The organism is Gracilimonas sp. B-17, assembly GCF_056857935.1.
The window spans coordinates 1,231,321-1,249,840 of the sequence record NZ_JBSXOA010000012.1; the positions used below are offsets into that span (position 1 = coordinate 1,231,321).

General features: G+C 40.8%; 17 protein-coding genes. 1 reads left to right on the forward strand and 16 read right to left on the reverse strand.

Annotation, left to right across the window (positions count from 1 at the left end; translation table 11 throughout):
* Positions 1–39: 39 nt before the first annotated feature.
* From rpsO to AC13FX_RS13760, 7 genes are all read right to left on the reverse strand, one after another.
* Positions 40–309, reverse strand: coding sequence for a 30S ribosomal protein S15 (gene rpsO, locus AC13FX_RS13730; protein ID WP_411322251.1), 270 nt, complete (start codon positions 307–309; stop codon positions 40–42).
* A gap of 112 nt (positions 310–421) precedes the next feature.
* Positions 422–1,351: a bifunctional riboflavin kinase/FAD synthetase gene (locus AC13FX_RS13735; protein ID WP_482881404.1), complete on the reverse strand. Its 930-nt coding sequence runs from the start codon at positions 1,349–1,351 to the stop codon at positions 422–424.
* Complete coding sequence (gene truB / locus AC13FX_RS13740) at positions 1,339–2,082, reverse strand: tRNA pseudouridine(55) synthase TruB (protein ID WP_482881406.1); 744 nt, start codon at positions 2,080–2,082, stop codon at positions 1,339–1,341. Before truB ends, AC13FX_RS13735 begins: the two co-directional genes overlap by 13 nt.
* Positions 2,083–2,457 (reverse strand): 30S ribosome-binding factor RbfA, encoded by a 375-nt coding sequence (gene rbfA, locus AC13FX_RS13745; protein ID WP_482881407.1) that lies wholly within the window; start codon positions 2,455–2,457, stop codon positions 2,083–2,085. It abuts the gene before it with no gap.
* An 81-nt stretch (positions 2,458–2,538) separates the two neighbouring features.
* Complete coding sequence (infB, locus tag AC13FX_RS13750) at positions 2,539–5,409, reverse strand: translation initiation factor IF-2 (protein WP_482881409.1); 2,871 nt, start codon at positions 5,407–5,409, stop codon at positions 2,539–2,541.
* 57 nt (positions 5,410–5,466) lie between these two features.
* On the reverse strand, positions 5,467–6,723 hold the full coding sequence (nusA, locus tag AC13FX_RS13755; RefSeq protein ID WP_482881411.1) for a transcription termination factor NusA: 1,257 nt from the start codon (positions 6,721–6,723) through the stop codon (positions 5,467–5,469).
* A gap of 13 nt (positions 6,724–6,736) precedes the next feature.
* A complete protein-coding gene (locus tag AC13FX_RS13760; protein ID WP_482881412.1) occupies positions 6,737–7,201 on the reverse strand; it encodes a ribosome maturation factor in 465 nt (154 codons plus the stop codon).
* Between the two features lie 194 nt (positions 7,202–7,395).
* Between AC13FX_RS13760 and AC13FX_RS13765 the strand changes: the two genes are divergently transcribed.
* Positions 7,396–7,878: a DUF192 domain-containing protein gene (locus AC13FX_RS13765; RefSeq protein ID WP_482881413.1), complete on the forward strand. Its 483-nt coding sequence runs from the start codon at positions 7,396–7,398 to the stop codon at positions 7,876–7,878.
* Between the two features lie 17 nt (positions 7,879–7,895).
* Here AC13FX_RS13765 and fbp read toward each other — a convergent pair whose 3' ends face one another.
* The 9 genes from fbp to AC13FX_RS13810 form a co-directional block, all read right to left on the reverse strand.
* On the reverse strand, positions 7,896–8,924 hold the full coding sequence (gene fbp / locus AC13FX_RS13770; protein WP_482881414.1) for a class 1 fructose-bisphosphatase: 1,029 nt from the start codon (positions 8,922–8,924) through the stop codon (positions 7,896–7,898).
* A gap of 73 nt (positions 8,925–8,997) precedes the next feature.
* Entirely contained in the window at positions 8,998–9,603 is a 606-nt protein-coding gene (gene coaE, locus AC13FX_RS13775; protein ID WP_482881415.1) for a dephospho-CoA kinase, read from the reverse strand.
* A 21-nt stretch (positions 9,604–9,624) separates the two neighbouring features.
* Positions 9,625–10,735 (reverse strand): peptide chain release factor 2 gene (gene prfB / locus AC13FX_RS13780; RefSeq protein WP_482881417.1). Its coding sequence is split into 2 segments (ribosomal slippage): positions 9,625–10,668 and positions 10,670–10,735, totalling 1,110 coding nucleotides; the frame shifts between segments, so codons are not numbered across the junction.
* A 22-nt stretch (positions 10,736–10,757) separates the two neighbouring features.
* Positions 10,758–11,021: a glycine zipper domain-containing protein gene (locus tag AC13FX_RS13785; RefSeq protein ID WP_482881418.1), complete on the reverse strand. Its 264-nt coding sequence runs from the start codon at positions 11,019–11,021 to the stop codon at positions 10,758–10,760.
* A 104-nt stretch (positions 11,022–11,125) separates the two neighbouring features.
* Complete coding sequence (locus tag AC13FX_RS13790) at positions 11,126–12,901, reverse strand: ABC transporter ATP-binding protein (RefSeq protein WP_482881419.1); 1,776 nt, start codon at positions 12,899–12,901, stop codon at positions 11,126–11,128.
* Between the two features lie 12 nt (positions 12,902–12,913).
* Positions 12,914–14,170, reverse strand: a complete 1,257-nt coding sequence (gene rnz / locus AC13FX_RS13795; RefSeq protein WP_482881420.1) for a ribonuclease Z — start codon at positions 14,168–14,170, stop codon at positions 12,914–12,916.
* A 73-nt stretch (positions 14,171–14,243) separates the two neighbouring features.
* On the reverse strand, positions 14,244–15,986 hold the full coding sequence (locus tag AC13FX_RS13800) for an ABC transporter ATP-binding protein (protein ID WP_482881422.1): 1,743 nt from the start codon (positions 15,984–15,986) through the stop codon (positions 14,244–14,246).
* 56 nt (positions 15,987–16,042) lie between these two features.
* The gene (locus AC13FX_RS13805; RefSeq protein ID WP_482881424.1) at positions 16,043–17,089 is read right to left on the reverse strand and encodes an NAD(P)/FAD-dependent oxidoreductase; all 1,047 of its coding nucleotides are present in this window, start codon (positions 17,087–17,089) and stop codon (positions 16,043–16,045) included.
* Positions 17,090–17,132: 43 nt separating this feature from the next.
* Positions 17,133–18,503, reverse strand: coding sequence for an acyclic terpene utilization AtuA family protein (locus AC13FX_RS13810; RefSeq protein ID WP_482881426.1), 1,371 nt, complete (start codon positions 18,501–18,503; stop codon positions 17,133–17,135).
* Between the last annotated feature and the right edge of the window lie 17 nt (positions 18,504–18,520).

The following is an 18,520-nucleotide window of genomic DNA, read 5'->3' on the forward strand; positions in this document are numbered from 1 at the left end:
AAAGGCTCCAACATCAGGAGCCTTTTGTAACGTATAAACTTACTTACGGATACCGAGTTCTTTGATAAGTTCTCTGTATTTCTCGATATCGTTCTTCATTAGGTAGTTTAACAACCTTCTTCTTTTACCAACCATTTTCAAAAGGCCACGACGTGATGCGTGATCCAATTTATTATCTTTCAAATGCTCAGTCAGGTCATTAATTCTTTTGGTTAGAAGGGCGATTTGTCCTTCTGTGGAACCCGTATCGGTTTCACTTTTACCAAATTTCTTAAAGATTTCTTTCTTTTCTTCTGCGGTTATGCTCATTGCAATGGTTTAATTAGTACTTGTATAAATCGATTTATAGTTTCGAAAGATAGGGGTTTTTACCGTAATGGACAATCCTACTCCCTATTAATTATTCAAAGTTCACATTGATTTAACTCATAAGTTCCAAAGTCATTTTTTTGTCTTTGGCCAATTGATCTTTTAATTCCTCAATTCCACTAAATTTCATCTCATCCCGAATTCTATCCATAAACCGAACCTGTATGGTCTGTCCGTAAATATCTTCATTAAATGAAAAGATATTCACTTCAAGAGTTCGTTCTTGACCTTCAAACGTTGGCCTGATACCAATATTCATCATCCCACCATACCAAACTCCTTCTACCCTGACCTTCACAGCATATACTCCATTCTTTGGAATAACCTTATTTTCATGTTCGGGTTTTAAATTTGCTGTTGGAAACCCAATAGGTTTTCCTCTTTGATCTCCATGAGTCACAATGCCATTCAGTAAATACCTGCGGTTCAGGTACTCAGCCGCTTGTTTGACATTACCCTCCTCTGATAGTGTTTTTCGTATCAGCGTACTGCTTATGGTAACATCCCCCATTTCTTGCTTCGAGACCACATGTGAATCAAATCCTAACTTTTCACCTAGTTTTTCTATGGTTTCTATGGTTCCTTCTCTATCTCGACCAAATTGATGATCATAACCGATCACAAATTCCGATACACCAACTTTTTTATATATCACATCTCGTACAAACTCTTCGGAGGTAAGCAATGAAAAGTCACGATCAAATGGGATCACAAGTAAAACATCCACACCTATATCTTCCAGCAGCTCACATCGTTCTTTTAGAGTTGTAAGCATCTGAATACCACTTTTACCGGGATTAATGATCTCCCTTGGATGTGGGTCAAAGGTCACGACAACGCTACGTGCATTACGCTGTCGTGCTTTATCAACCACAGTTTCAATAAGAGCCCGGTGACCTCTGTGAACGCCATCAAAAGTACCCACAGTCAACACTGTGTTAGGTACATGATCAATGTTTTTGAGTTCGATCAGTCTAGCCATATTTCCTTAAGTCGGTCTCCCATTTCATGTGGTGTCAAAGCATCGTCTACCAAATAATGTCCGATAGCTGTTCGTTCCAGTTTACTCAAATAAGCCTTTGAATTTAAAGCTTCTCCAAGATCTCTGGCAAGTGAACGTATATAAGTACCTTTACTGCATTTTACTTTGAGAGTTAATTTCGGGTTTTCAAAACCAAGTATCTCAAATTCATGAAATGTAATCTGTCTGGGGGGGCGATCAACAGTTTCACCTTTTCTGGCCAGCTCATATAATTTCTTACCGCCATATTTAAGTGCAGAATACATAGGAGGTATCTGATCGACCGTACCTTTGAAGTCAGAATCAAGGGTCTTCATGATCAATTCCTCACTGATATGATCATAATCTGCCTGTTCATCCACATCACCTTCCGCATCATAGGTAGTGGTCGATTGCCCAAAGGTAATTTCGGCCACATAGGTTTTTGGGAGGTCCTGGATCATTGAAATTGATTTTGTGGCTTTGCCACAGCAAAGGATGAGCAAACCGGTTGCAAGAGGGTCTAAGGTACCCGCGTGGCCTGTTTTCTTGACCCGAATGCGTTTTCTTAAAAACTTAACAACATCAAAACTTGACCATTCAAGCGGCTTATCTATAAGAAAAATGGCCCCCGCAGTAAGATCTGTATCTTTATCCGGTAAATTATGTTTACCAAAAACGGGTATATTCTCTAAAGGAAGTGCTTTCGCCATTTATTCAGAATCAGAGCTATCCTTATCCTCTTCAGGGATATCAATTTTCTTGAAGACTTGCTCGATCTTGTTAACATATTCAGCAGTATCATCCTGATAGAAGTGTAATTCAGGTATTTTACGAACCTGATTCTTTATTTTGGATGCCAGTTCGTACCTGATCTCAGGTATCTTCTCATCCAAAAATTCATATACAGGCTTATCATCTCTTCCGGGAGCAAAAACACTAAGATATACTTTCGCTATTGAAAGGTCATCAGTCATGATCACATTGGTGACGGTCACAAAAGTGCCATCCGGTTGATAGGACCTTTGAATGATATGACCCAAGTCTTTTTTGATTACTGCAGCTAGTCGTTCTGGCCTGAATCCCATTACTATTGTATTAAGTGAGTGATTCGAATGAAATGAATTGAAGGATCCGATCTTTACCTAAAGACAGATCCTTCATGATAATTAACCGGCTGAATCTTCCAGTGTACGTTTCTGTTCGGTGATCTTGTAACTTTCGATCTGATCACCAACTTTGATATCGTTATATCCCTTGATACTGATACCACACTCGTAACCGGAAGTTACTTCTCTTACATCATCCTTGAAGCGTTTCAGAGCATCGATCTCTCCGTCATAGATCACGACACCATCTCGAACCAGTCGGATCGGATTGTTTCGCTCGATCTTACCTTCGGTGACATAACAACCTGCAATGGTACCAACTTTGGATACTTTAAAGGTCTCTCTAACTTCAACTACACCCATCATTTGTTCCTTGATCTCGGGTGAGAGAAGTCCCTCAAGTGCATCCCTAACCTCATCAACGGCATCGTAGATCACGCTGAACAATCGAATATCGATCTCTTCTTCTTCGGCAAGTTTACGTGCCTGTGAAGTAGGTCGTACCTGGAATCCAATAATAATGGCGTCTGAGGCAGATGCTAACAGAACATCGGATTCTGAAATAGCTCCGGCTCCAGTGTGAATGATATTTACTGCCACCTCATCGGTACTCAATTTCTGGAGTGAACCTGAAAGTGCCTCAATAGAACCATCCACATCAGCTTTAACAATTACATTCAATTCTGAAACTTCACCAAGTGCCAGACGGCGTGATATATCGTCAAGGGTCATATGCTTGGTCTTACGCATGGCCTGCTCTCGTCGGATCTGCATACGCTCGTTGGCAACTTCCTTGGCTATCTTCTCATCTTCTGCGACAACCAATTTATCACCGGCTTGTGGCATATCATCAAAACCCATTAGCTGAACCGGTGTTGAAGGTCCTGCCTCCTGCACTCTTTGCCCAAGGTCGTTCTCCATAGCACGAACACGACCAAAACATGGGCCGGCGACAAATGGATCTCCAACTTTAAGTGTACCACCCTGAACCAATACGTTAGCTACAATTCCTTTTCCTTTATCAAGACGAGCTTCAAGAACAACACCATCTGCACGGCGGTCAGGGTTTGCCTGAAGTTCAAGTAATTCTGATTCTATCAATACCTTTTCAAGCAAGTCTTCAATACCCTGCCCGGTGTGTGCCGAAACTTCAGCATACTGAACCTGACCTCCGTATTCTTCAACGATCACATCATGCTCAGCCAATTCGGCCTTAATTCGGTCCGGGTTCACCCCTTCTTTATCCATTTTGTTGATGGCAACAACAATTGGTACACCGGCTGCTTTGGCGTGATTGATAGCCTCAATGGTTTGGGGCATAACGGAGTCATCACCGGCAACAACCAAAATCACAATATCCGTTGCCTGAGCACCACGAGAACGCATTGCCGTAAAGGCCTCGTGACCCGGAGTATCCAGGAAGGTGATCTCATTTTCATTATGAACTACCTGATAAGCACCCACGTGCTGGGTAATTCCACCAGCCTCACCGGCTGCGACCTTTTCTTCACGAATATAGTCAAGTAATGAAGTTTTACCGTGATCGACGTGACCCATTACCGTGATAATTGGGGCGCGCGGCTTAAGATCTTCATCATCATCCTCAGGAATAGTGAGTTCTTCATCGATCTCTTCAGCATCAATAAATTCAACTTCCTTACCAAATTCCTCAGCTACAAGTTCAATGGTTCCAGCATCTAAACGCTGATTAATGGTGATCATCAATCCGATGGACATGCAAACGGAGATAATATCATTAACGCCTACTTCCAGAAGGTCGGCCAATTCATTGGCAGTAATGAACTCGGTCGTTTCAATAATATCAGACTCGAGTTCCTCCATTTCCTGCTGTTTCTGCAGTTCTTCCTCACGTTCCTCTTTACGTTCACGACGACGCTTAGCTCGTTTACTTCCAACCGTTTTAGAAGATTGCATCTTCTTCATGGTTTCACGCATCATCTTATCGACATCGGTCTCATCGATCTCAGTTTTGCGCTTACGTTTTTTCTTGGTTTTCTTCTTAGAACTGCTATCGTCCTTCTTAGAGGAATCGTCGTCTTTTCTGTCCTTTCTTCTTTTTCGTTTCTTACGGGGTTTTCTTTGAGCAATGTCTGACGTGAAGGAAGCCTTACCTAATACTTTTGTTCCTTTGAGTTTTCCAGCTGACCCTCGGATGATCTCTTCTTCCTCATCCTCTTCTTTTTCTTCGTCGTCGTCGTCTTCGTCATCATCTTCCTCCTCGTCATCGTCGTCTGCTTCTTCCTCATCATCCTCTTCATCAGATTCTGAGTCGTCTTCTACATCATCATCTTCTTCGTCCTCGTCCTCATCATCCTCAGAGTCATCACTTTCTTCATCAGCATCAACTTCTTCTTCGTCAGAGGCAGCAATTTTGTCATCCTCATCTTCGATCTCTTCTTCTGCAGGCTCTGATTCTTTCTTTTCATTCTTTTCAACTACAGAGTCATCAGAAGTGTCTTCTGCTTTTTTATCTTCCCCTGAATCTTCTTTGCTATCTGCCTTTGCTTCTTTTGGCGCCTCAACCTCTTCTTCAGGTTCAAGTTCCAGATCCTCTTCAGATTCAAGGTCTTCCTCGGGTTCAAGGTCAGGAGTTTCATCTTCAGGCTCCAAGCCAATACTGTCTTCAATCGGCTCCAGAACATTGTCAATCGTAACACTGTCGTTACTTTTGTTCATCATCTGGTTTCTGCGGCTCTCGTACTCTTCCCTGGCTTTCTCGTGATCCGCACTTTTAGCCTTATCGTCTCCATAAACCTGATCAAGTACCGAGTACATCTCAGGTGTTACCTTGAAGTTTGGACGATTTGTTGCATCAAACCCATTATCTGTCAGAGTATCCACGATTGACTGCGTGGCTACATTGAATTCAGATGCAACTTTAAATAATGGTTTAGGTCTTTTAGACGTCATATATAATTTTTAAATGTGAGCTTAATAAACTAAGAATTTTTATTCGGAATTGCCGATTTAAGCCTCGTCCTCAAATTCGTACGCAATTACACTCATAATTTTCTCAGCAAGCTCTGGATCTATTTCTTCGTTCGTTCTGCTAACTAATTCATCTGCACTCAGTTCAAGCACTGCTCTTGCAGTATCACAACCGATCTCATGAAGCATCTTAATCACATCTTCACCGAAATCAATAGCAAATTCATCAATATCAATGTCATCTTCAGCTTCAACCTCTCGATAAACATCAATTTCAACACCGGCTAATTTTGAAGCGAGTCGAATGTTGACTCCTCCCTTACCGATAGCTTTTGAAACCTCATCTGCAGGTACTAATACATTGGCATGCTTATTCTCTTCATCAAGTTCTACTTTTAAAACTTCAGCAGGTTGAAGAGCTCGTTTTATAAATTCGTGTTTGTCCGGAGTAAAATTGATCACATCTATATTCTCATTCTGTAACTCACGAACTATAGCATGAATTCGGATACCTTTCATTCCAACACAGGCACCAACCGGATCAACGCGTTCATCATGGGAAAGCACAGCTACTTTTGATCGATCTCCCGGTGCACGGGCAATGCGCACCAGTTCAATAATACCATCAAATACTTCAGGGATCTCATTCTCAAAAAGTCGTTCAAGAAATAGCTCTGATGTTCTGGAAATTATGACCGTTGGATTACCATTTTTCATTCGAACTTCTGTAACAACGGCACGAATGGTATCACCTTTGCGGTATCTGTCCTTGTAGATCTGTTCACTCTTTGGAAGCAACAGCTCTACACCATTGTGGTTAACCAAAATGTCTTTGTTCTGACGAACCTGATATACATCACCAAGTATGATCTCACCTACTCGGTCGGTATAATCTTCATAAATATTATCTTTTTCGATCTCTCGAATTCTTTGGGCAAGTTGCTGTCGCGCCATGGTCACTGCACGGCGTCCAAAGTCGGTTATCTGAATTTCCTGAGCCAACTCATCATATAGTTCAATATCAGGATCGATTTTTTGGGCATCTTCAAAAGTGATCTCAGCCACAGGATCGGTCAATTCATCGGCAGGCACTACCTCCTGTACGTGAAGGATCTGAATTTCTCCCCGGTCTGCATTCAGGATCACCTCAAATGCATCATCAGACTCATATTTTTTTCTGATCATCGTTCTAAATACATCTTCCAGTATGGAAAGCAACATATCCTTGTCGATGCCCTTTTCATGAGCTATCTCAGCAAACGAGGAGATGATCTGTTTTGATAATTCGTTCTGCATTAGTCTTGTATAATTAAATTACGGGGATAATTTTGGTTTCAACAATTGCTTCAAACGGAATATTAGTTTCAGCTTCATCTTCATCCGTTATGGCAACCATTTCATCCGTGATGCCGGTAATAACACCTTCTATTTTCTTGTACTCGCCATCTGTATTCTTGAATTTAATTGTTGCAACACGACCTTCGTTCTTACGATACTGACGTATGTCACTCAGCGGCCTGCTTAATCCTGGTGAGGAAACATTTAGCCTATAACCGTTATCGAACAGGTCATGTGCTTCGATCAAAAAACCAAGTTCTTTACTGATTTCGGAGCAGGCATCTATATTGACTCCGCCTTCTTCGTTATCAAGAAGAACCCAGAGTTCTGCCAGACCACTTCCGGTTTTAAGCTCAACATCAACTACAAAAAGACCCTTCTCCTCTGCAAGAGGTTCGGCTAAGTCTTTAATATTTTTTATGATATCTATTTGCATTTACACTAAATTCTGAAACAAAAAAAAGCGAGTGCCTTCCGACGCTCACTGCTCCTCAAAGGTAGGCTTATTTCGCCTAAATTTCAATGAATCAACGAGATTGAGAATATAATGATTTTATTATGATTCTGTTTTAATCTAATTTGTAAACTCTATTATGAAATAAGATCACATCAAAAGGAATGAAATCACCTATGAAAACAAATTATGCTCCCATTATCTTTCTATCAATGATCATATTAATTGGGACCTCCTGCACAACTGAAAAGGAAAAAAATAATGAAACTAAAACCGGCCGTATTCTGAATTTCACGGATACTGTTACTTTTCTTGACACCTCAAATAATGAAATATCTGCCGTAAGAGTTGCAATAGCGGATGATCAGGATGAACGAAATCAAGGCTTGATGGATGTAAATGATCTTCCAAGTGACGCCGGTATGTTATTTATCTTTCCTGAGGAAGAGCCACTTAGTTTTTATATGGCCAATACTCCACTCCCACTTGATATCATGTTTGTAAACTCAGACAGTGTAATTGTACGTATTCATCATAACACTGCACCGTTTGACAGTAAACAACTTTTATCTGAAGCACCTGCCAAATATGTTGTAGAAACTAATGGCGGGTATGCCGTTTCAAAAGATATTAGAGAAGGCCATAAGATCAGATTTTGAGCCTCACTTATTGTCGTTCACGTCTGTTCAGCCTCTTTGTATTCCTCAAGGAACTCCGTGACCTTATCCACATTTTCCCTGGAGCCAATATAGATCGGGGTTTGCTGGTGAATAGAATTGGGTTCAATTTCCATGATCCTTTTGGAGCCATCAGTGGCTTTCCCCCCGGCCTGTTCAATGATAAAGCTCAGTGGATTACACTCATACATCAATCTTAGCTTACCATTTGGATATCTGCTGCTATGTGGATATATAAAAATACCCCCTTTAATTAGAGTTCGATGAATATCCGCAACCATCGAACCAATATATCTGGCCGAGTAAGGCCTGCCTGTTTCCTGGTCTTCTTCCTGGCAATATTTTATATATTTTTTAAGTCCCAGATCCCAGGAGTTATAGCTGCCTTCATTTATACTATATATTGAACCATGCTCAGGCATCTTGATGCTACGATCACTTAAAATGAACTCGCCAATGCTTGGGTCAAGAGTAAATACGGAAACTCCCAAACCGGTCGTGTAAGCCAGTATTGTACTCGATCCATATAATACATAACCGGCCGCTACTTGTTTAACACCGGGTTGAAGTGCGTCATCCTCTCTGAGATTTCCATTAAACCTGGCTTCCCGCATATAAATCGAAAAGATGCTCCCAATTGATACATTCACGTCAATGTTAGATGAACCATCGAGCGGGTCAAGGTAAACGATATACTTACCTCCTTTGCTGCTGAGTTTGACGATACCATCGTTCTCTTCAGAAATTACCATACAAGTGATCAAAGACCGATCCAAAGCCGATATCAGTTGCTGGTCGGCAAAAAGATCCAGTTTTTTAACAGCCTCTCCATGGATATTGGTGGATCCGTCCACACCCAGAATATTTGTAATCCCTGCTTTATTAACCTCACGGGAAATGATCTTAGCTGCCAAACTGATATCCCTCAACAATTGAGACAACTCTCCGGTTGCCCCCGGAAACCTGTTTTGCGATTGAATTATATATTCTTCTAAGGTTTCAAGCCTTTTATTTTTTGAACTGACCATGAATCATTTAATTTTTGGAAGCGCTTTTCTAAGAATATAAGAATGTTTTTCTGACAAAATCTTCTAAGAAATCCTAATCATTAAGAGCTAACTCTTTTAGCTGCTTAAAGATAGTTTGAGCTTTTACTTTTAGTTCCCCTTTGGTTCCATCATTATATACGACAAAATCAGCCAAATGGGTCAGATCCTCAAAATTGGGCTGCTTGCTGATCCTTTCGGTCACCTCTTGTACTTCTGAATTATCTCTTGCTGTTGTTCTCTTTACCCTGATGCTTTCATCTGCAAGTATCAGGATCACATAATCCAGGTCCTCAGGACGTCCGTTATTCAGTAAAATAGCGGCCTCTTTGGCAAAGATATCGAGTCCTTCTTTTTCTTTTTGAGAGGCAAGTTTATCAATTTCCTTCCATAAGATCGGATGCACGATCTGATTTAGTTCATTTACCCTTCCTTTTTGGAAAGCTTCCCGGGCAAGAAATGACCGGTTGAGATCTCCATTTTCAGAGTATGCTTTGTCCCCGAATTTATCCCGGATCTTTTTTTTAAGATCCATGTTCTCTGACATGAGTTTTTTTGCAAAGTCATCTGCATATAGAACATAAGCTCCAAGATCTTCCCATTCCTTACAGAAGGTTGTTTTTCCTGAACCGATACCGCCTGTTATCCCAACCTTGATCATACCATCAGTTCCTTTGGATGTTTAGCTCTCAACCCCCTGAAGAAGATAAGCTTTTATGAATTCATCGAGATCTCCATCCATCACTCCGTTCACATCACTTGTCTCATAATTTGTACGATGATCCTTGACCCTTTGATCATCAAAAACGTAGCTTCTGATCTGTGATCCCCATTCGTTCTTGCTTTTAGAACCTTCCAATTTAGCCTTTTCAGCTTCTCTTATTTCCTTTTCAAGTTCATAGATACGTGATTTCAGAAGAACCATTGCTTTTTCACGATTCTGTAATTGTGAACGCTCCTGCTGACATTCAGCCACTACTCGTTCAGTACTTCCATCAGATAGCTCACCCTCCCAGATCAGTCGAACCCCGGTTTCTACTTTATTTACATTCTGTCCACCGGCTCCACTTGAGTGAAATCGCTGAAGTTCTACCTCACTTTCGTTGATATCAACCTCTATTGTATCATCGATCAGTGGGGCTACAAAAACTGAGCAGAAGGATGTATGTCTTCTGGCATTACTGTCAAAAGGTGATACTCGCACAAGGCGGTGTACACCACTTTCAGCCTTCAGAAAGCCATAAGCGTTATCTCCGGATACCTCTATGGTGGCGCTTTTCAGGCCGGCAACATCTCCGTCTTGATAATCTACTACCGAAACTTTGAATCCTGATTTCTCTGCCCACCGAGTATACATTCGATAAAGCATCTGGCCCCAATCCTGGCTCTCCGTTCCTCCTGCACCCGGATTAAAGGTAACGATGGCATCACGGTGATCATCTTCCCCACTGAGCATATTACGGAGTTCCATTTCCTCCAAAGCTTTATCCAGCTTTTTGTACTCAGCATCCAGATCACTTTCAACATCTTCACCCATTTCCTGAAATTCAAGGAAAACGTTAATGCTTTCCCTCAGGTCATTAAGCTTATCCCAGCCTTCAACCAGACTTTTCTCATGATCAAGTTCCTTCATTATAGATTGAGCCTTTGATGGATCATTCCAAAATTCCGGATCCTGAGTTCGTTCAGTAAGTTCTATTATTCTGACTTTCCGTTTTTCATAGTCAAAGATACCCCCTGAGCGCATCAATTCGCTCATAGAGTTCGTTCAAGCGATCTGTATTTATTGCCATCTGTAATTTTTAAATCAAATTTTTATCTGCGAGTAAGTAAAGCGCCTAGTACCAATCCGGCTACAAAAGCAACACCGAGCCCTTGCTCAGGATGTTTTCTTACATATCGGCGGGCATTTCTATACTCGTGTTTGAGTTCTCTTTCCAAACCATCACGTTCATATTTGAGTCTGTTAAGCAGAGCGTCATATGTCTCTTCAGCCTTATTTTGCAGGGCTTCGGTAGTATCGTAGATGGTTTCTTCGATATCTTGTCTTGCTTTGGAATTCTTTTTTGTAGTAGCCATGATTCCTCCTTTTTGAGTTACTTCAAAATACAAAATAGCAGCCAAAAAGTGTAAGTCTAGTTAACTGATTTATCCTTAATTCTGCATTACATTTACAGCATTGATCAATCGGCTACCAACTGATCCTTGTACTGTAACTCATATAACTTTTTATAGATACCATCCTCTTTCAGTATAAGCTCCTGGTGACTTCCAATTTCACGAATAACCCCTTTGTGCATAACAAGGATCTTATCAACATGTTGAATGGTTGAGAGCCGATGGGCTACCACAATAGATGTTCTGCCCTGCATCATCAAACGACTTGACTCTGTAACCAGGGCTTCCGTTTCTGAGTCAACACTCGATGTGGCTTCATCAAGTACAAGGATCTCAGGATTGTAAACCAAAGCACGGACAAAACAGATAAGCTGTCGTTGCCCCATTGAGAGAGAAGCCCCCCGTTCCTTTAATACATAGTCGTAACTACCCGGTAATTTTTCGATGAACCGATGAGCCTCTACTTTATGAGCGGCATCGATCACTTGCTCCCTTGTAATATCTGGGTGTCCAAGAGTGATATTTTCCAATATAGTGCCTGAAAATAGAGCATTATCCTGAAGCACTAAGCCAAAATGAGAACGAAGATCTTTTAGGGTCAGATCCCTGATATCTACTCCATCGATCTTAATACTTCCTTTTTCAATGTCGTAGAATCTCAAGAGCAGGTTTATAATAGTTGTTTTACCTGCTCCTGTGGCTCCTACTATAGCAATATCCTCTCCCGGTTCGGCTGTAAATGAAATATCTCTAAGTACATATTCCTCTCCTTCATTATACTTAAACCACACATTTTGAAATTCGATCTTCCCTTGCGGATCCTTTATGGTCTTAGGTGTATCTGTTTCGATTACTTGAGTCTCTGTATCCAGTACGCCAAATATTCTCTCAGATGAGGCCAGAGCAGATTGCAGGGTATTGAATTTTTCAGATAAGCCTTGTATTGGCCTGAAGAATTGACGGGCATATTGAATGAAAGCGAGTAATACACCAAAGGTAACGCCATCCATTAGTGCTCTTGCACCACCATACCAAACGATAAGAGCCATTGCCAAACTTGCCGTTATTTCTACGATAGGCCAAAAAATAGCAAAATAGAATATCGTATCAATGTATGCATCCCTATGACCGGCATTGATCTTTTCGAATTTTTCACGCTGCTTTTTCTCCCGGTTAAATAGCTGTACCACATCAATACCATTGATATGTTCCTGAACAAATGAGTTCAGCTGCGCGATCTTATCTCTAACCTCCAGAAATGTTACCCGAACCTTGGCCTTGAACCAGAATGTGGCGTAGAAGAGTATTGGAAGCACAGTCAGTGTGACCAAACTCAGTTCCCAATTCATGCTAAACATGAAATACAGGATGAATATGATCCTGAACATATCCCCAATAATGGCAACCACTCCATCCGATAGTAATTCACTCAACGCTTCGATATCACTGGTTGTCCGGGTGATCAGTTTTCCAATGGGATTCTTATCGAAATATTGAACATTAAGGGTCTGGATCTTCTTGAATACCGTATTTCTTAATGAATACAGAGCATTCTGCCCGAACCATCGAGTGATATAGGTATTGAATACAAGCAGTATGAACTCACCAAGCAAAGCACCGGCCAGCAAGGTGATGATCCACCAAAGTCCCTCAAAATCATCAGTTGCAATATATTCATCAACTGCGATCTGTGTCAGTTTTGGACGGATCGTTCCTAAATAAGAGGCCGATAAGGTAAGCCCAATGGCTAACAATATGAACCACTTGTACGGTTTTAGAAAAAAATAAAGCCGCCGAATCAGTGTGGTATCGACGGCTTTTGAATCTTTAGTGTTACTCACTTATTTACTTCATTAAAATCTATCAAAATCATCATAAGATGACCTTGGAGTAATATTTCGATGTGATGATTCAGAATCTGAATCATCCTTCTTATCTTTTATCTTAGCACTGTACGTACTACTTCCGTAGGTCTTGCGTTTGTAATTATTGCTTCCCCGGCTATCTGAACGACTTGAACTGCTGTTTCGGTTCCCACGATAATTACTTTTTCCTTTGTTTGGGCCTCCTCTTCTGGAACGGAATTTCTTCTTCCCGCCCTTGTGGTTTTTCTTACCCTTATAATTCTTTCCACCAGATTTATCATCCAGTTCATTGATCTCGACTTTTGGAGTTATGATACCTCTTTCGTGCATTGGATCAGTGAAAATTGGTCGAAGTTCATTCGCCAGCCAAGCCGGGTAGAACCCTTCTCTGGCTTCTTTGAGTAAGTCATGGGCATTGGTGTATCTGGCTGAGAAGTGACCGATCACCAATAATTTGGTTTGAGCTTCAGTTGCCACACGGGCTGCATCTGCAGTAGATGAATGACCGGTTTCACTGGCTTTATCATCCAGATCATTTCCAAAGGTTGCCTCGTGATACAGAATATTGGTATTCATAGCCAGCTTAACAGCGTTTGGCGTATACTCGGTATCTGTAACATAGGCAAAACTGTCACCCGGACGGGGATGACCAACAATATCAGATGATTTTACAATTGAACCATCTTCAAGGGTAACATCATTACCGGCCTTGAGTTCTTTGTATTGTTCGTCTTTGGAGATACCCATTTTTACTGCCTTGTCTGCATCCACTTTCCCAGGTTTGTCCTTCTCCTGAAACCGATAGCCAACACAGAATTTTGTATGCTTCAGAGGGCGTGCTTCCACATAAAATTCCTCATCATCCATCACACGATCAACATCAATATCATCCTTGATCTCGTGAAATATGATCTCATAATTTGGCTGGATATCAGCAAATTTAAGATTCCACTCCACATATTCTTTAATGCCAACCGGACCTGTTATGGTCAACGGTTTTTCCCGTCTTTGCAATTGAAGGGTTGCCAACAAACCAAGAAGGCCTGAAAAGTGATCCACATCAAAGTGAGTAATAAAAATACCCTCGATCTTGGATCTCTTAATTCCCGCTTGCAACATGCGCATTTGTGCATTTTCGCCGCAATCAAAAAGAAAGACACTCCCTTCTCTCCATAAAGCAACTGATGGTAAATGCCTTACGGCTGTTGGGGTTGCCGACGCTACTCCTAATGGTACTACAATCATTTTAATTCTCCCGTGAGATATGATTTAAATGGGCATTGCTTTCATACAAATAGCCCTGATTTATTTTATTGTTTTAGATTTCTGCCAATTCCTGTTCAAGAATCTGTTTGTTGTACATGGCTGTATATTTACCATTTTCAGCTAACAATTCTTCGTGCGTACCGGTTTCAGTTATTTTCCCATCCTCAAGATAATAGATCCTGTCCGCATCTTTGATTGTTGAGATACGGTGACTTATCATAATGGTTGTCCTTCCGCTAAGCTCTTGCCTTAAATGTTTTAATATTGCGTCTTCTGTTTTCGTGTCCACAGCACTTAATGAATCATCAAAGATCAAAATTTTCGGGTCCTTGATCAGTGCTCTTGCAATAGCTGTTCTTTGTTTTTGTCCTCCGGAAAGAGTTATTCCTCGTTCTCCGAGCATAGTCTGAAATTTTTTCTCAAAATCCAAAATATTCTCTTTAACCTGAGCCTTTTCAGCAGCCTCTTCAATGATATCTTGAGAAGCGTTATCTACTCCAAATGCAATATTATCGCCAATTGTATCCGAAAATAAGAAGGTTTCCTGAGGGACGAAACCAATGGACTCCCTTATTTTATCCAACGACCAATCTTTAAGATCATGGCCATCAAGCAATACCTGACCTTCTGATGGATCAAACAATCTTGGTATCAACTGTACCAGGGTGGTCTTACCGGCTCCAGTTCTCCCTACCAATGCCACATTTTCACCTGCGTTGATTTTAAAGGATACATCATTTAATACATATTCTTCAGAATCAGGATATTTGAAACTGACATGACGGAACTCAAGATGCCCCTGAATATCATCGTTGATTTTATCACTTTTACTCTCAATTTCGATCGGTTCATCCAATAATTCCCTGATCCTGTCCCACGATGCTAATGACCGCTGAAACCTGTTTGTCGTATAACCAAGTGCGGCAACCGGCCAGGTCAGATAGGCTACATAGATCAAAAACTCTGCAATATTACCTACGGTAATGGTTCCCTCGATCACCATTTCACCACCTTTCCATATCACTATGAGCAGTGATATTCCTATTAGAAAATTAAGTCCTGGATGAAACATCGACTCGATCATATCAAGTCTAAGTTTTTTCTTTCGATAATCCTCACTCTCATTTTCGAACAATTCCTGTTCGTGCTCAACTCTGTTAAAGGACTTGATCAGACGAATGGCCGAAAATGTTTCTTTTGCTCGCCCGGCCATTCTGGAATACTGCTCTTGAATGATCGTGGAGTGCTCATGGATATAACCTGTGATCCAGTAAGCAAAAATAGATATAAACGGTAAGGGTAATAAAGCCCAGAATGTAAGTTCTGTATTTACAATGAACATCATGGCTAGTACAAATCCGGCTCTTGTTACCGTATTAACGCTATACATGATAACAGGACCATAATAATCTCTGACCTTCCCTACATCCTCCGTCGCCCTTACATATATTTCACCTGATGAATTTTCAGTAAAATATCGCTGAGGCAGGTCCATCAGTTTTTTCACAATATCATTTCTGATATCAAACTCGACCTTTCTGGAAGTGACAATGAGTGTTTGCCTTGTTGCAAATAACAGTATGCCGTACAGTACAACTGTCCCGATCAAGATCAATGAATTCTGAGCCAGAACAAGTGAGGCCTCTGTATTAAAAAGTGTTTTTATGATGTTATCAGGGATCTGAAATCCGGCATCAGAAAGGGATTCCACTTCATCCATAGTCTTCCGGATGAGTACCGGGATCCATATCAGGAAAAAGTTAGAAGCTGTTAAAAACAGAACACCCCAAATCATGGTGCTCTTATACCTCTTCAGGTATTTATTTAATTCTTTTATTGCGCCCAAACCGTTCAAGGTGTTTTGGCTTTAGAGTTATTATTTTTTTCAGAAAACTTTTTCTCCCAATGCCTTGAGAGTTTCAGTCCCGACAGGTAAGCTGATTCAACAGTTTTACCTTTCATATAAGAACCAACCAATGCTAATGGAGTGTCGTTTCCACTGATCTCCATAAAGTCATAGGGTAACCAATTCCTGGTTTGACTATATCTCCACAAATGAGTCTGTTTCCACTCAGGGTAATCTGCCCACTTGCCAATTAATGAAATTAGTCTTTCCAGCATCAAATCCGTGACCTTTTCTCTGTCCTTATCTAAATACTTGGTTGCAAAGTCAGGAGATGAATGAACAATTATTGCTGTCTTATCAAGATCACGTTTTTTAGACTCATATGAAATAAAATTTATGATTTCATCATCCACATTCATCATCCCCCAATCGGGTTCATCCTTATGGTTATAAGTCAGCATAAGAGCGAATTGAGGAGCATATTTAACTTTATCCAGTTCTTTGATCATACTTTGGGCGTTAATACCTTTACCTGCAGTACTTAGTAATTCTAACGCTTGAGGAGCCGGAGCAGAAATTATCAGAGCATTGATCTTTTCAATTATACCTGATTCAGATATTAGTCTCCAGTTATGCTGTTTTTCATCAATTGCCAGTCTTTTTATTCTCTCACTAAATCTGATATCGAGATCGTTTCCCAGAAATTTACCGATCGAATTCATTCCATTTGGTGCATTAAATCTCTTAATATCCTGGTTATCAACTTTTTGTTTACCATTCTGATCTCTAAATATGAGCTTACCCTTCCACTCTTTCAATATATTCTTTGCAGAGAGTTTCTCAATGAGCTTACCGAAATCATCAGACTCTGAAATTATGAACGGTACACCATGATCAAGCTTTAAATTCTTATCATTCTCAGCATACCGGGTAGCCATTCTGCCCCCATATCCCCGGCTTTTTTCAAAAATAATTACTTCATGACCAGATTTCTTTAACTCAATACCGGCCGCTAAACCGGAGATACCCGCTCCAATGATCGCAATTTTCATGAAATTATGGGTTTCTCCTTATTTAACGGTCCTCGTAAAAAGATCAATCTATTTCGAAAAGGGTAACACGTGGTTTAACCGCTTTTTTATCAAGCAATGCCGGCCAATAAGCAACAACATCACTGGCTTTAGGCCTGCCCCCTGCAAAACCGGTTACCCCACTTGGGCCCGTAAGGATCAAAGGAGCTATCTCCATCCCGAATCTATTAAGATCTTTTTTACTTTTGCCGGACAAAGATACCCGTAACTGTATCTCATCAAACTCTTTTTCAAGGGCTTCCTCGGTTACAGGTATTTCCGAATTACCATTATATCCTATGTATTCGCTGTGAAATGCATCAAATTCAAGCTCAAGCAGTTCAGCGCGACTCTTTAAGATCTCAGCACCTTTTACTGCTTTTTTAAGAGCATCCGGCCAGCAATAAACCAGGGTGGCCGATAATTTATAGCCGTCATTATAACTTGCGGAAACTTTATAAGTGGGTGTATCAGGGTGCCCTTTTATTCCTGAAATCTTAACTCTGTTCTTATCCGTTTCTTTAACCTGTATTGACGTAAAGTCAGCAATCACATCCGGAGTAATATATTCTGAGGGGTCACCAATTTCGTAAAGGAGTTGTTCTTTTACTGTCATTTCACTGATCAGACCACCGGTATTCTCATGCTTCGTAACATAAAAATCACCATTGGGATAAGCCTCTATGATCGGAAATCCGATCTCAGTAAAATCTTCTACTTTTTCCCAGTCCGTAAAATTCCCGCCGGATACTTGAGCACCACACTCAATAATATGACCTGCTATAGTACCCACAGCCATTTTATCAAAATCATCTGATTCCCATCCAAATTCATGGATCATTGGAGCCAGTGTTAACCCTGTATCCGTCACGCGTCCCGTGATGATCACATCCGCTCCTGTTCGAAGCGCTTCCACAATTGGCCAACAACCAAAATAAACATTGGCGCTAAGCAACTCATCCTTCACTTCAGATATAGGCTTTCCATTGTCCATGTTGTTCAAAGTATGATCATCCTCAATCAATTCGTCAATTTGTTCCAGGATATCATCACCATCTACAACAGCTACTTTCAGATCCTTATATCCCTTTTCCCGGGCTACTTTGAGGATCTCATCTTTACAGGCCATGGGATTTACTCCACCTGCATTACTAATAACCTTGATGCCATCATTTTTGATCTCAGGAAGCACCTGTTCCACTACAGATACAAAATCACGAGCATAGCCCCATTCCGGATTCCGCATTCGTTGTTTTTGCATAATAGACATAGTAACCTCGGCAAGGTAGTCCATAACGAGATAATCAATAGGCCCTTTTTTAGCCTGATTAACGGGAGCGTTTGGCAGGTCGCCCCAGAAGCCTTGTCCTGACGCAATACGAATAAAATCTTTCATTTAAATACTTATTTATA